This is a genomic window from Geminicoccus sp., from assembly GCF_035556675.1.
GTDB lineage: Bacteria > Pseudomonadota > Alphaproteobacteria > Geminicoccales > Geminicoccaceae > Geminicoccus.
Window position 1 is genome coordinate 1 of sequence record NZ_DATMFZ010000229.1, and the last position, 14229, is coordinate 14229.

Below are 14229 nucleotides of genomic sequence, written 5' to 3' on the forward strand. Positions count from 1 at the left end.
CTTCCACGTCCATGTCAGCCTGCTCGACCGGGACGGCCGCAACGTCTTCAGCGAGACCGAGGACGGCGAGGCGACGCTCAAGCGCTGCGTCGCCGGGATGCAGCGGCTGCTGGGCCCATCCATGCTGGCGCTCGCACCCAACGCCAACAGCTACCGGCGCTTCCGCCTGCTCTCCTACGCGCCCACGGCACCGAGCTGGGGCTGGAACAACCGGACGGTCGCCTTCCGCATCCCGGCGGGCTCGGCCAAGGCCCGGCGCATCGAGCACCGGGTCGCCGGGGCCGACGCCAACCCCTATCTGGTCCTGGCCGCGGTCCTGTCCGGCATGCTGGACGGGCTGCTGAAGGGCGGCGATCCCGGCCAGCCGATCAAGGGCAACGCCTACGAGCAGGTCCCGGTCGCCATCCCGGTCACCTGGGAGGACGCGATCGAGGCATTCGAGCAGCCCTCGCCGCTCCACGACTATTTCGGGGCCGAGTTCTGCCGGGTCTACGCCACCTGCCGCGACGTGGAGCGCGAGCGCTTCGTCATGCGGATCACGCCGACGGAGTACGAGTGGTACCTGTCGATGGTGTAGGGCTGCGACCCACCGCGGCGCACGATTTTTCCGGAAGTAATAGGTGCGGCGAGTTGCAGCTCCGGCACCGCCGGCACTTCAGCGGGACTACTTGATTTCAATCAAGGCGATGTCGTTTCCTCCTCTTACCCTGTGTGGTGATCGACCTCGGGTCGAGGAGGAAAGTCGATGGCGACATTCAAGGGTACGTCTCGCGGCGAGACGTTGACCGGCACCCTGTCCAAGGACACGATCTACGGCCGGGGCGGCAATGACGTCCTGATCGGCCTGAACGGTGACGACGCCCTTTATGGCGAGGGGGACGACGACACGCTCTGGGGCAAGGACGGCCATGACCGGCTGTTCGGCCAGCGGGGTGACGACGTCCTGCGCGGCGGCAACGGCAACGACCAGCTGAACGGCGGCGACGGCGACGACTGGCTCTATGGTGCCAATGGCGACGATGCCGGCCGTGGTGGCGACGGCAACGACCATGTGTTCGGCGGCAGCGGCAACGACCTGCTGCGCGGCGACGCCGGCAACGACGTCATGGAAGGCGGCTATGGCAGCGACCGCCTGATCGGCGGCGACGGCGACGACGTGCTCTACGGGCTGATCGACGACTTCGGCCGGATCACGACCGGCGCGTATCCCCCTGGCGTGGACGGGCCGGACATCGTGGAGGGCGGTGCCGGCAACGACCGGCTGGTCGGCCATCTCGACGATGATCGGCTGGACGGCGGCAGCGGCAACGACGTGCTCGATGGCTGGCGGGGCGACGACCTGCTGGAGGGCGGCAGCGGTGACGACATCGTCGACGGTTGGGAAGGCAACGACCTGCTGAGGCTCGGTGCCGGCCAGGACCGGGTCGTGTTCAAGGGCATCTCGATCGAGGGCAATCCCGACATCTATGGCGAAGCGTTCCTCACCCCGGACCATGACCTCGTCGCCGACTTCACGCGCGGCGAGGACCAGATCGAGATCCGGTTCGACTGGTACGATTCCAACCCCTTCGACGATATCGGCCTGATCCGGGAGCGGATCGGCTTTGCCGAGCTGGACAGCGACCGCAACGGCCGCCTCGACGATCGTGACGAGCTGGTGGAGGTGGGCAAGATCAGCCTGGGCGGCGTCAGCCGGGAATCCATGATCATCCACGCGGGCGATGCGAGCCGCTTCGACGTCTTCCACGGCGACAGCCTGACCCTGTTCGGCATCACCAAGCTGACCGCCGACGACTTCGTGCCGGACTGAGCGGCCGCGCCCTCACCTGCCCGCCGCCTGCGCCTCTTCCCGAATCTTCGTCAGCGAGCGCACCGGCGTGATCGCCTCCGGGTCCTGGATCAGGTGCAGGAGGGCCGGTCCGCCGGCCGCCAGCGCCGCGTCCAGGGCCGGGGCGAACTCGGCGGTGGCACGGACCGTGGCGCCATGCGCACCCATGGCGCGTGCCATGGCGGCAAAATCGGGGTTCTTCAGGGCGGTGCCGGACACGCGGCCGGGATGCTCGCGCTCCTGGTGCATCCGGATCGTGCCGTACATGCCGTTGTCGACCACGATCACCAGGAACTTCGCCTCCGCCTGCACGGCGGTGGCGAGCTCCTGGCAGGTCATCATGAAGTCGCCGTCGCCGGCGAACGCCACTACGGCCCGCGACGGTGCCGCGACCGCAGCGCCGAGTGCGGCCGGCAGGCCGTAGCCCATCGAGCCCGAGGTCGGGGCCAGCTGGCTGCCGGGCATACGGTAGCGCCAGAAGCGATGCACCCAGGTCGCGAAGTTGCCGGCCCCGTTGCACACTACCGCGTCGGCCGGCAGCCGCTCCTGCAGCTGGCGGACCACCTCGGCCATGTTCAGGGTGCCGGGCGATTCGACCCGCCCGGAAAAGGCCAGGTAGCGGGCGTGCAGCGTCTCCGCCTCCGCCGCCCAGGGCCGGCTTGCCACCGGGGCGTGGCCCGCCAGGGCGATGGCGGTGGCGGAGAGGTCGGCCGCGATCGCCAGGTCCGGCTGGTAGACCCGGCCGATCTCGTGCGGGTCCGGGTGGATCTGCACGAAGGTCTTGCCCATGCGCGGCGGGCTCAGCAGCGTGTAGCCGCCGGTCGCGGTCTCGGAGAGGCGCGAGCCGAACGCGATCAGCAGGTCAGCTTCCTTCACCCGCTGGGCGAGCTGGGGGTCGGGGCCGAGGCCGACCATGCCGGCCCAGCAGCGATGGAGATTGTCGAACAGCGACTGGCGGCGAAAGCCGCAGGCGACCGGCAGGTCGTTGGCGTCGATCCAGCGCTCGAGCGCGGTGCGGCCGGCCGAGTCCCAGGTCGAGCCGCCCAGGATCACCATGGGCCGCTCCGCCCTCGCCAGCAGTTCGTGCAGCCGGTCGATCGCGGCGGGGTCCGGCCAGGCGATGGCGGGCTCGGCGGCGATCCCGTCCGCGACTTCGACCCGGTCGGTCAGCATGTCCTCGGGCAGCACCAGCACGACCGGGCCCGGCCGGCCGGAGGTGGCGGTGCGGAACGCGCGATGCACATGCTCCGGCAGCCGCGCCGCGTCGTCGATCTCCAGCACCAGCTTGGCCATCCCGCCGAACAGCAGGCGGTAGTCGACCTCCTGGAAGGCGTCGCGATAGCGGGCGGCGCGCTCGATCTGGCCCACCAGCAGCACCATGGGCGTGCTGTCCTGCTGGGCGACATGGACGCCCGAGGCGGCGTTGGTGGCGCCAGGGGCCCGGGTGACGAAGCACACGCCGGGCTGGCCGGTCAGCTTGCCATAGGCCTCGGCCGCCATGGCCGCCCCGCCTTCCTGGCGGCAGGTCACGAAGCGGATCGGGCTGTCCACCAGCGCGTCCAGGGCTTCCAGATAGCTCTCGCCCGGCACGCCGAAGATCGTCCGCACGCCCTGGATCGCCAGCTGGTCGATCAGGATCCGCCCGCCGCTGCGTGACGCCATTTTTCCGGCTCCCTTGCTGCCCTGACGGTCCAGTGACGCCGGGCGGGCCCGGACGCAAGCCCCCGTGCAGGCCGGGCACGACCCTGCTAAGCCTCCGGGCACAGCCTGGAGGACCAGCATCTTGCCGCAACGCGCCGCCCTGCCGGAGCCGCCGCCGTGAGCGCGGTCCCAGGACCGAGCAACACGATCTGCGATGTCCCGGGTATCCGCGTCGGCAATGCCCAGGACTTCCGGGTGCGCAGCGGCGTGACGGTCGTCCTGCCCGAGCGGCCCGCGGTCGGCGGCGTGGACGTGCGCGGGGGGGCCCCCGGGACCTGCGAGATCGAGCTGCTTGACCCGGCCAACAGCGTGACCGAGGTCCATGCGCTGGTGCTGTCCGGCGGTTCCGCCTTCGGCCTGGACGCAGCCGGTGCGGTGCGCAACCGGCTGGCGGCGCGCGAGGTCGGCCTGCGGGTCGCAGGGGCTGTCGTGCCGATCGTGCCGGCGGCGATCCTGTTCGACCTGGCCAATGGCGGCGACAAGGAATGGGGCGAGACGCCGCCCTATCGTGCCCTGGCGCTGCGTGCGCTGGCTGCCGTTGATGCGCCCCTGGAGCTGGGCTCGGTGGGTGCCGGGGCCGGAGCGCGTGCTGGCTCGGTCGCCGGCGGCCTCGGCAGTGCTTCGGCGGTCTGCCCGGTGACCGGCTGCACGGTCGCAGCGCTGATCGCGGTCAATTCCATGGGCGAGCCGGGCTTTCCCGACGGGCGCACCCTGTTCGCCTGGCACCTGGAGCAGGCCGGCGAGATGGGTGGCCAGCCCCTGCCATCCGGGCCGATCGATCTCGAGCTGCGCACCAAGCAGAGCCCTTCCCTCGGCGCCAACACCACGATCGGCGTGGTCGCCACCGATGCACCGCTGACCAAGGCCGAAGCCAGACGGATGGCGATCATGGCGCAGGACGGGCTTGCCGTTTCGCTTCGGCCGATCCACACGCCGTTCGACGGGGATACGATCTTCGCGTTGTCGACCGGGCGGCGGGACCTCACGGTGACACCGGAGGTGCTGATGCGGCTGGGTGCGCTCGCCGCGGACTGCACCGCCCGCGCCGTGGCGCGCGGCGTGCTCGCGGCACGGCCGCTCGGCACGGTCCCGTCCTGGCGGGAACGCGCTCGTGGGGGGAATGGATGAAGCTGGCTCGGCTCCTGGCGACTTCGCTGCTGGTGACGGCACTGGCGGATGCGGCGGTCGCGAAGGACACGGTGACGCTCGGGCAGGTGCTGGAGCCACCCCATCTCGATCCCACCGCCGGTGCCGCGGCGGCGATCGACGAGATCGTCTATGCCAACGTGTTCGAAGGCCTGACCCGGATCGCCGCGGACGGCAGCGTGCAGCCGCAGCTCGCAACGTCCTGGGAAGTTTCGCCGGACGGGCTGGCCTGGACCTTCCACCTGAAGCAGGGTGTGACCTTCCATGACGGCACGGGCTTCGACAGCACCGACGTGAAGTTCTCGCTGGAGCGGGCGCTGGCCGAGGACAGCGTGAACGCGCAGAAGGGCCTGTTCGAGCCGATCGCGGCGGTGGAGACGCCGGATCCCGCCACGGTGGTGATCCGGCTGAAGCGGCCGACCGGGCTCCTGCCCTGGAACCTCGCCTGGGGCGACGCGGTGATCGTGGCGCCGGAGAGCGCCGAGACCAACCGGACCCGCCCGGTCGGCACCGGGCCGTTCCAGTTCACCGAGTGGCGCCAGGGCGACCGGCTGGTGCTGAGCCGCCGCGAGGGGGCGGACGTGGCACTAGCCCAGGTCACCTTCCGCTTCATCGCCGACCCGGCGGCCGCGACCGCGGCGCTGATGGCCGAGGACGTCGACGGCTACCTGAACTTCCCGGCGCCCGAGGCCCTGCCCCAGTTCGAGGCGGACCCGCGCTTCGCCGTGGTGATCGGCACCACCGAGGGCGAGACGCTGCTCGCGATCAACAACCGGCGGCAGCCCCTGGACGACGTGCGGGTGCGCCGGGCGATCGGCCATGCGATCGACCGCCAGGCGCTGATCGACGGCGCCATGATGGGCTACGGCCAGCCGATCGGCTCGCATTTCAGCCCGAGCCATCCGGCCTATGTCGACCTGACCTCGCGCTCGGCCCACGATCCGGAGCTGGCCCGCCGGCTCCTGGCCGAGGCCGGGGTCGGTGACCTGAAGCTGACCATCAAGCTGCCGCCGCCCAGCTATGCACGGCGCAGCGGCGAGATCATCCAGGCGCAGCTGGCAGAGGTCGGCATCCAAGCGGAGCTGGTGCCGGTCGAATGGGCGCAGTGGCTGGAGCAGGTCTTCGCCAACAAGGACTACGACCTGACGATCGTCAGCCACACCGAGCCGCTCGATATCGGCATCTATGCGCGCGACGATTATTACTTCAACTACCGCAATCCCGACTTTCAGGCGCTGATGGCCAGGATCGAGGGCACGGCCGACGAGGCGGAACGCAACACGCTCTACGGCCAGGCCCAGGAGATGCTGGCGGCCGACGCGGTGAACGGGTTCCTGTTCGAGTTGCCCAAGCAGGGCGTGTGGAACGCCAGGCTGGAGGGGATGTGGGCGAACGCCCCGATCCAGGCGACCGATCTTACCGGCGTGCGCTGGGCGGAGTGAAGCCGGGCGGGGTCTCACGCGGCGTCGCGCGCATCGCCGCGGCGCTCCTGACCCTCCTCCTGGCGTCGGTCCTGGTGTTCCTGGCGCTCAACGTCCTGCCGGGCGACCCGGCAGCGGTGATGCTCGGCACCGAGGCCCGGCCGGACACGCTGGCCGCCCTGCGCCGGCAGATGGGGCTGGACCAGCCCATGCCGCTGCGCTGGTGGCAATGGCTGACCGGGCTCGCCAGGGGCGAGCTCGGCACCAGCCACACCTATGGCGTGCCGGTCGCCGAGCTGGTGGCGACGCGCGCAGTGGTGAGCGTGCCCCTGGCACTCCTGGCCCTGCTGGTCGCGATCGGCCTGGGCATCCCGGCGGGCCTGTTCGCCGCCACCCGGCACCGCCGCACCGGCGACCTCGCCACCATGGCGGTGGCGCTGGTCGGCCTGTCGGTGCCGGCCTTCTGGATCGGCATCCTGCTGGTCCTCCTGTTCGCGATCGGGCTGCGCTGGCTGCCGGCGGGCGGCTTTCCCGGCTGGGATGCCGGCATCCTTCCTGGCATCGCGGCCCTGATCCTGCCGGCGGTGGCCTTGGGCCTGCCCCAGGCGGCGGTGCTGGCCCGGGTGACCCGGACCGCGATCGTCGAGATCATGCGGCTGGACTTCGTCCGCACCGCCCGCTCCTTCGGCCTGACCCGCACGCAGGCGCTGCGCCGCCACGCTCTGCCCAACGCCCTGCCGCCGATCGTCACCGTGCTGGGCCTGCAGTTCTCCTTCCTGCTGGCCGGTGCGGTGATCGTCGAGAACGTCTTCTACCTGCCGGGCCTGGGCCGCCTCGTGGTCCAGTCGGTGGGCGGCCGCGACCTGCCCACCCTGGCCTGCCTGGTCATGCTGCTGGTCACCGCCGTGGTGGTGGTCAACCTCGCGGTCGACCTGCTGCTGCTGCGGCTGGACCCGAGGCTCCGCCAGCGTGGCTGAGCGACCCGACCGGAACTGGAGCCTGTGGCTGGGCGTGGCGATCACCCTGGCGATCGTGCTGCCGGCCGCCCTGTCGCTCGTCTGGACTCCCTATCCCCCGGCCGCGATCGACATCAAGGCCCGCCTCCAGGGCTGGAGCCAAGCCCATCCGCTGGGCACCGACCCGTTCGGCCGGGACGTCCTGTCCCTGCTGATGGCGGGTGCCCGCAACTCGTTCGGCATCGCCCTGGGCGCGGTGGCGCTCAGCGTCGGGATCGGGGTGCCGCTCGGTGCCCTGGCCGCAGCACGGGGCGGCTGGCTCGACAATCTGCTGATGCGCGGCAGCGACCTCCTGTTCGCCTTTCCCGCAGTGCTGACCGCGATCATGCTGGCCGCGGCACTGGGCCCATCCATGGGCGTGGCGATCCTGGCGATCGGCCTGTTCAACCTGCCGGTCTTCGCCCGTGTCACCCGCTCCGCCGCGGTGCGCATCTGGCCGCGCGCCTTCGTCCAGGCCGCCCGCCTGTCGGGCAAGTCCAGGACCCGGATCACGCTCGAGCACGTCCTGCCCAACATCCTGGACCAGTTGCTGGTGCAGGTGACCCTGCAGCTGGCGCTCGCCATCCTGACCGAGGCGGGGCTGGGCTATCTCGGCCTGTCCGTGCCGCCGCCGGCACCGACGCTCGGCCGGATGCTGGCGGATGCGCAGAGCTTCCTGGCCGTGTCGCCGCGCCTGGCGATCCTGCCGGGCCTCGCCATCGCCCTGGCCGTGCTCGGCCTGAACCTCCTGGGCGACGGGCTGCGTGACCGGCTCGACCCCCGGCTGGGCCGGCAGCCATGATCCGGCTGCTGGAAGTCGAGCGCCTGACCGTGCGCCGTCCGGGCGGTCCGCCCCTGGTGCGCGAGGTGAGCTTCCAGATCGCGCGCGGCGAGCGACTGGGCATCGTCGGGGCGTCGGGTTCGGGCAAGTCGCTCACCGCGCTGGCCATCGCCGGCCTGCTTCCGGACGGGCTGATCGCGGAAGGCTCGGTCCGCCTGGACGGAAGGGAGATCCTGGACCTGCCCGAGCCGGAGCTGGCCCGGCTGCGCGGGCGGCGCATCGCCATGGTGTTCCAGGAACCGCTCACCGCGCTGGACCCGGCGCGCCGGATCGGCCGCCAGGTGGCCGAGCCGCTGGCGATCCACGGCCTGGGCACGCAGCGTGAACGGATCGCGCGGGCAGAGGCGATGCTGCGCGCAGTGGGCCTGCCGCCTGAGCGCGCCTCGCCCGCCCTGTTCCCCCACGAATTGTCGGGTGGTCAGCGCCAGCGGGTGCTGATCGCGGCAGCGCTCGCCGCCGGGCCGGACCTGCTCCTGGCCGACGAGCCGACCACTGCCCTGGATCTGGTGATCCAGCGCCAGATCCTGGACCTCCTGGACGAGCTGGTGGCCCAAAAGGGCCTGGCGCTGCTGCTGGTCAGCCATGACGAAGGCGTGATCGCGCGGATGTGCCGGCAGGTCCTGGTGATGGCGGGCGGCCGCATCGTCCGCTCCGGGCCCGCCGCCGTCCCGTCCGCCAGCGGCGCTGTCCTGCCGCTCCAGCCTCGGGACCATCCCGGGCCCCCGGCCCTGCTGACCGCGACCGGCGTGAGCCGGCACTATCGCCTGCCCGGTGGTGCCACACGTCAGGCCGTGGACCGCGTCGACCTGACGATCGCTGCGGGCGAGGCGGTCGGGCTGGTCGGCGGCTCGGGCAGTGGCAAGTCGACCCTGGTGCGGCTGCTGACCGGGCTGGAGCCGCCGGATGGCGGCGTCGTCCGGCTGGATGGCCGCGATCCGGCCGAGCCCGCCGCTCCCCGGCATCCGGTGCAGCTCGTGTTCCAGGACCCGTTCGACTCCCTGGATCCGCGCTGGCGGGTCGGGCGGATCCTGGCCGAGCCGCTGCACGGGCTCCGCCTGAACCCGGCCGAGCGCCACCGCCGAGTGCTGGCGGCGCTGGCCGAGGTCGGCCTGCCGGCGGAAGCGGTCCGCCGCCATCCCCACGCCTTCTCGGGCGGGCAGCGCCAGCGGATCGCGATCGCCCGTGCCCTGGTGGCACACCCTCGTCTCGTGGTCCTGGATGAGCCGCTCTCGGCCCTCGACCGGCCCCTGCAGGAGCAGGTGCTCGAGCTGCTGGCAGCGCTTCGGAGGCGGCACGGTCTGGCCTATCTCCTGGTCAGCCACGATCTCGACATCGTGCGGCGCCTGTGCAGCCGGGTGCTGGTCATGGCCGAGGGGCGGATCGTGGAGGAGGGTCCGGTCGGTCGGGTGCTGCTCCATCCGGCGTCCGCGGCGGCCCGTGCCCTGCTGGCGGCACGACTGGGCCCGCCCCCTCCGGTTGCACCGCCGAAGGCAGGGGATTATGAACCATGACGAGCTTCGGCACCCGGCGCGACAACAGCCGTTGGACAGGTTGGGAAATCCCGACATCATTTCGAGGAATCCATGGACGCCACTCGGCGCTCGGTCTCGCTCGGTCTTTCGGCCCTTTCGCTGCTCGGGCTGACCGGACTGACCGCATTGCGGGAAGCGGTCGCGCAGGAAGAGGCGGCACCGCCGCCCCCGCCCCAGACCGGGCTGCGCTTTTCTGAGCCCAGGCCCTTCTCGTTCGAGCAGCTGGTGGCGCAGGCGGAGGCGGCGGCCAAGGAGCCTTATGCGTCCCCGATCATCCGGTTCGACGACATCCTGGACCGGATCGACCCGGAAGTGTTCGCTGACATCCGCTTCCGCCCGGATCAGGCGCTCTGGGCGGATGGCAGCGGCCCCTGGCCGATCCGGTTCCACCACCCCGGCCGCTGGTTCAAGCGGCCGGTCCACATCAACCTGGTCGAGAACGGCCAGGCGCGCGAGATCCTCTACGAGCCCTGGCTGTTCGAGTTCGGCGAGAAGGCCTCCTTCGTCACCGGCCTGCCCGAGGATCTGGGCTTCGCCGGGTTCCGGGTGATGAACAAGCAGGGCGGCGGTGACTGGCTGTCGTTCCTGGGCGCCTCCTATTTCCGGGCATCCGGCGAGCACGACCAGTACGGGATCTCCGCGCGCGGCGTGGCGATCGACATCGGCCTGCCCACGCCTGAGGAATTTCCGGCGTTCCGTGAGTTCTGGATCGAGCGCGCCGCGCCGGACAATGACGACCTCGTCATCTGCGCCTTCCTGGACGGCCCGGCCCTGGCCGGCGCCTACCGGTTCATGGTGCGCCGGCCGGGTGCGGTGGTGATGGACGTCGAGGCCAAGCTGTTCATGCGCCATGGCGTGCAGCGCCTGGGCATCGCCCCGCTCACCAGCATGTACTGGTTCTCCGAAACCAACCGCCACACCGCCACCGACTGGCGCCCCGAGATCCACGACAGCGATGGTCTGTCGATCTGGACGGGTGCCGGCGAGCGCCTGTGGCGGCCCTTGAACAATCCGCAGGCCATGACGGTCTCGTCCTTCTCCGACACCGATCCGAAGGGCTTCGGCCTGCTGCAGCGCGACCGGCAGTTCGCGTCCTATGAGGACGATTCCCTGTTCTACGAGCGGCGGCCCTCCTTGTGGGTCGAGCCGCTGCAACCCTGGGGCAAGGGTGCGGTGCAGCTGGTGGAGATCCCGACCAACGTCGAGATCCACGACAACATCGCGGCCTATTGGGTGCCGGAGGTCAAGACCGAGGCGGGCATGCGCTTCGACCTCGGCTGGCGGCTCTACTGGCAGGACGGCATCCCTCAGGACCCGGCCGTCGCGCGCTGCATAGCGACCCGGATCGGCCGGGGCGGCTTTCCGGGCGGTGCCGACGAGGGCGACGTCAAGCGCTTCGTGGTCGACTTCGAGGGGCCGTCGCTGGACCCCCTGCGCAAGGGCGACGACGTGCAGGCGGTGGTTGCCACCTCGCGCGGCGAGGTGCGCAACGCGTTCACCTTCCAGATGGTCGGCAGCAAGCGCTGGCGGGCCATCTTCGAGCTGGTCGTGGACGGCGAGGAACCGGTCGACCTGCGCCTCTATCTGCGCCTGGGCGACAACGCGCTCACCGAGACCTGGCTCTACCAGTATCATCCATTTCGTTTCGTGGCCGGTCCTTCCGGTTTTGGGGAGGAGTGACCCCTTGGCATACACGAATATCCTGGTCGACCGGCGTGATGGGGTGGGGCTCATCACCCTGAACCGGCCCAAGGCGCTGAACGCCCTGAACGACGAGCTGGTCGCGGAGCTGAACCTGGCTTTGGACGGGTTCGATGCCGACCGGGAGATCGCCGCCACGGTGATCACCGGTTCGGAAAAGGCGTTCGCCGCCGGCGCGGACGTCAAGCAGATGGCGCAGATGAGCTTCACCGACGCCTATGAGAGCGATTTCATCGCCGCCTGGGCGCGCATCGCGGACAAGCGCAAGCCGCTGATCGCGGCGGTGGCCGGCTATGCCCTGGGTGGCGGCTGCGAGCTGGCGATGATGTGCGACATCATCATCGCCGCCGACAATGCGCGCTTCGGCCAGCCGGAGATCAATCTCGGCACCCTGCCCGGTGCCGGCGGCACCCAGCGCCTGGTGCGCGCGGTGGGCAAGGCCAAGGCCATGGACATGGTGCTGACCGGCCGGATGATGGACGCGGCCGAGGCCGAGCGCTCCGGCCTGGTGACCCGCGTGGTGCCAGCGGGCGAGCTGGTCGAGGAGGCGCTCAAGATCGGCCAGGCGATCGCCGCCAAGAGCCGGATCGCCGTGCGCATGGCCAAGGACGCGGTCAATGCCGCGTTCGAGACCAGCCTCGCGGAGGGGCTGCGCTACGAGCGGCGTGCCTTCTATGCGAGCTTCGCCACCGAGGACCGCACCGAGGGCATGAGCGCGTTCGTGGAGAAGCGCTCGGCGGAATTCAAGCACCGCTGAACGGCACCGGCGGAGTGCCTTGTGGACAAGCCCGGGTTGACGTGGGCGCGGCCTGGGGATAAGAGCCCCATTCACTTTCAGAACATTGGGCAATCGCATCGTGGCGCACACCCTTTCGGCGAAGAAGCGGGTGCGGCAGACCGAAGCACGGACTGCACGCAACCGGGCTCGCACCAGCCAGATCAAGACCTTCATCAAGAAGGTGGAAACCGCGGTCGCCAAGGGCGATGCGGAAGCCGCTGTCGTGGCCTTCCGGCAGGCGGAGCCGCAGATCGCCCGCGGGGTGACGAAGGGCGTCCTGCACAAGAACACGGCGTCCCGCCGCATCTCGCGTCTGGCCCAGATGGTGAAGAAGCTCTCCAGCGCCGCCGCCTGAGAGTTTCCAGCAGATCGTCAAAACAGGCGACGAGGACGCAAGTCCTCGTCGCCTGTTTTGTTGCATCGTGATTCTCTCATATTAGTTATTCGTGATTTTTCAACCACGGAGAGAATTTTCGATTGTGGCAGAACGGGCGCTTGCCTCTCCCCAGGCCCGGCATTACTATCACCAAACGTTCGGCCGCCACGCATAGGCGCCTGATTGCAGTCGAGTATTTAGGATCGAGAACTAAAGACTGTTCCGCTGCGGTGTAGTAACTCAACTGTCCCTGGACAGGCTGTTCTATCGCCAAAGTCGAAGCAATCTCGGTTCCGCCCCTCATCGGGCTGCAGTCTACCAGCTTTCGGCAGCTGGATCTCCTGGAGCCAGGAGGTCATGTTGTCGTTTTGTGGCGGACATACGAATCGAGCACGGTCTGGCCTGCGGGTGTTCTTGCCCGGCCGGCGGGACCATAGTGACAACGCGACAGCCGGGTCGGGGTACGGATGATCGTGCCGCAGTCGAGCGATCTGGAGGCACAGTGGACGCAGGTGCGTGGCCTCCTTCGGGCGGAGGTGGGGGATACGGCCTTCAGCACCTGGCTGAAGCCGCTCCTGGCCCTCGGCATCGAAGGTGACCGGGGCCTGGTCTCCGTGCCCACCCAGTTCATGCGTGACTGGGTGGCCGCCCATTATGCCGACCGGATCCGCACGCTCTGGAACGGGGTGAACGGCCAGGTCCGCTCGATCAGCCTGGTGGTGGCGCAGGGCAAGGGCTCGCCCGGCACCATCGTCAACCGCGAGCAGCCGCCCCTGCGGGTGGTGGAGCCGCAGCCGCGCCCGGTCAACGATTCGCCGGACGAGCTCTCCGTCCAGCTCGATCCGCGCCTGACCTTCGAGAACTTCGTGGTGGGCAAGCCGAACGAGTTCGCGGTGGCCGCCGCCGAGCGGGTCGCGACCTCGCCCAAGCCCATGTTCAACCCACTGTTCCTGTATGGTGGGGTCGGCCTCGGCAAGACCCACCTCATGCACGCGATCGGTCACCGGGTCCTGCAGATCGACCCGACCAAGAAGATCGTGTTCATGACCGCAGAAAAGTTCATGTACCAGTTCGTACGTGCGCTGCGGATCAAGGAAACGATCGCGTTCAAGGAGATGTTCCGCTCGGTCGACCTGCTGATGGTCGACGACGTGCAGTTCATTTCCGGCAAGGACAGCACTCAGGAAGAGTTCTTCCACACCTTCAATACGCTGGTGGACCGCGGCAAGCAGATCGTGATCTCGGCTGATCGCAGCCCCTCGGACTTGTCCGGGCTGGAGGAACGGATCCGCTCGCGCCTGGGCTGGGGGCTGGTGGCCGACATCCACCCCACCACCTACGAGCTGCGTCTGGGCATCCTGCAGGCCAAGGCCGAGCAGCTGCGCTCGGACGTGCCGCAGCGCGTGCTGGAGTTCCTGGCCGCGAGGATCACCTCCAACGTCCGCGAGCTGGAAGGTGCCCTCAACCGGATGGTTCACCAGGCCAGCCTGACCAACCGGGCAGTCTCGGTGGAGATGGCCCAGGAGATCCTCCACGACCTGCTGCGCGCCAACGACCGGCGCGTCACGATCGAGGAGATCCAGAAGGCCTGCGCCGAGCACTACCAGATGAAGATGGCCGACCTGACCGGGCCGCGCCGCTCGCGCGCCATCGCCAGGCCCCGGCAGACGGCCATGTATCTGTGCAAGCAGCTCACCCCGCGCTCCCTGCCGGAAATCGGCAAGAAGTTCGGCAATCGTGATCATACGACGGTGATGCATGCGGTGCGCCAGATAGAGAAGCTGATTGCCGAGGACCGGCAGCTCGCCGACGATGTGGAACTGCTGAAGCGCCGCCTGATGAGCTGACCGGCCCGGGTCTTCCGACCGGGTGGCCTGCAGCGATCCCTGCCGAGGTGATGGTGCGTCTGA

The 14229-nt window shown here is 69.7% G+C and carries 11 protein-coding genes and 1 pseudogene; 11 read left to right on the forward strand and 1 reads right to left on the reverse strand.

Annotated features, from left to right (window positions below; genetic code table 11):
- Both VNS22_RS16295 and VNS22_RS16300 read left to right on the forward strand, forming a co-directional pair.
- Nucleotides 1–577 (forward strand): annotated as a pseudogene (locus tag VNS22_RS16295) (glutamine synthetase); the annotation flags it as partial.
- A 168-nt stretch (nt 578–745) separates the two neighbouring features.
- The gene (locus tag VNS22_RS16300; RefSeq protein ID WP_325734238.1) at nt 746–1810 is read left to right on the forward strand and encodes a calcium-binding protein; all 1065 of its coding nucleotides are present in this window, start codon (nt 746–748) and stop codon (nt 1808–1810) included.
- 12 nt (nt 1811–1822) lie between these two features.
- Here VNS22_RS16300 and VNS22_RS16305 read toward each other — a convergent pair whose 3' ends face one another.
- Nucleotides 1823–3490 (reverse strand): thiamine pyrophosphate-dependent enzyme, encoded by a 1668-nt coding sequence (locus VNS22_RS16305; RefSeq protein WP_325734240.1) that lies wholly within the window; start codon nt 3488–3490, stop codon nt 1823–1825.
- Between the two features lie 156 nt (nt 3491–3646).
- On the opposite strand from VNS22_RS16305, the gene VNS22_RS16310 reads away from it, so the two are divergent.
- The 9 genes from VNS22_RS16310 to dnaA all read left to right on the forward strand — a co-directional run bounded on the left by VNS22_RS16310 (nt 3647) and on the right by dnaA (nt 14166).
- On the forward strand, nt 3647–4657 hold the full coding sequence (locus VNS22_RS16310; RefSeq protein WP_325734242.1) for a P1 family peptidase: 1011 nt from the start codon (nt 3647–3649) through the stop codon (nt 4655–4657).
- Nucleotides 4654–6117 carry an ABC transporter substrate-binding protein gene (locus VNS22_RS16315; RefSeq protein WP_325734244.1) on the forward strand — a complete coding sequence of 488 codons (1464 nt, stop codon included), beginning with the start codon at nt 4654–4656 and terminating at the stop codon, nt 6115–6117. The genes VNS22_RS16310 and VNS22_RS16315 overlap by 4 nt, the downstream gene beginning before the upstream one ends.
- Nucleotides 6114–7073 carry an ABC transporter permease gene (locus VNS22_RS16320; protein ID WP_349261814.1) on the forward strand — a complete coding sequence of 320 codons (960 nt, stop codon included), beginning with the start codon at nt 6114–6116 and terminating at the stop codon, nt 7071–7073. Before VNS22_RS16315 ends, VNS22_RS16320 begins: the two co-directional genes overlap by 4 nt.
- Complete coding sequence (locus VNS22_RS16325; protein WP_325734248.1) at nt 7066–7893, forward strand: ABC transporter permease; 828 nt, start codon at nt 7066–7068, stop codon at nt 7891–7893. Before VNS22_RS16320 ends, VNS22_RS16325 begins: the two co-directional genes overlap by 8 nt.
- Entirely contained in the window at nt 7890–9443 is a 1554-nt protein-coding gene (gene nikE, locus VNS22_RS16330; RefSeq protein WP_325734250.1) for an ABC transporter ATP-binding protein, read from the forward strand. Before VNS22_RS16325 ends, nikE begins: the two co-directional genes overlap by 4 nt.
- Before the next feature lie 72 nt (nt 9444–9515).
- On the forward strand, nt 9516–11144 hold the full coding sequence (locus tag VNS22_RS16335) for a glucan biosynthesis protein (RefSeq protein ID WP_325734252.1): 1629 nt from the start codon (nt 9516–9518) through the stop codon (nt 11142–11144).
- Between the two features lie 4 nt (nt 11145–11148).
- Nucleotides 11149–11922 (forward strand): enoyl-CoA hydratase, encoded by a 774-nt coding sequence (locus VNS22_RS16340; protein ID WP_325734254.1) that lies wholly within the window; start codon nt 11149–11151, stop codon nt 11920–11922.
- Nucleotides 11923–12022: 100 nt separating this feature from the next.
- Complete coding sequence (rpsT, locus tag VNS22_RS16345; protein WP_325734256.1) at nt 12023–12298, forward strand: 30S ribosomal protein S20; 276 nt, start codon at nt 12023–12025, stop codon at nt 12296–12298.
- Between the two features lie 488 nt (nt 12299–12786).
- A complete protein-coding gene (gene dnaA, locus VNS22_RS16350) occupies nt 12787–14166 on the forward strand; it encodes a chromosomal replication initiator protein DnaA (protein WP_159709489.1) in 1380 nt (459 codons plus the stop codon).
- Nucleotides 14167–14229: the final 63 nt, after the last annotated feature.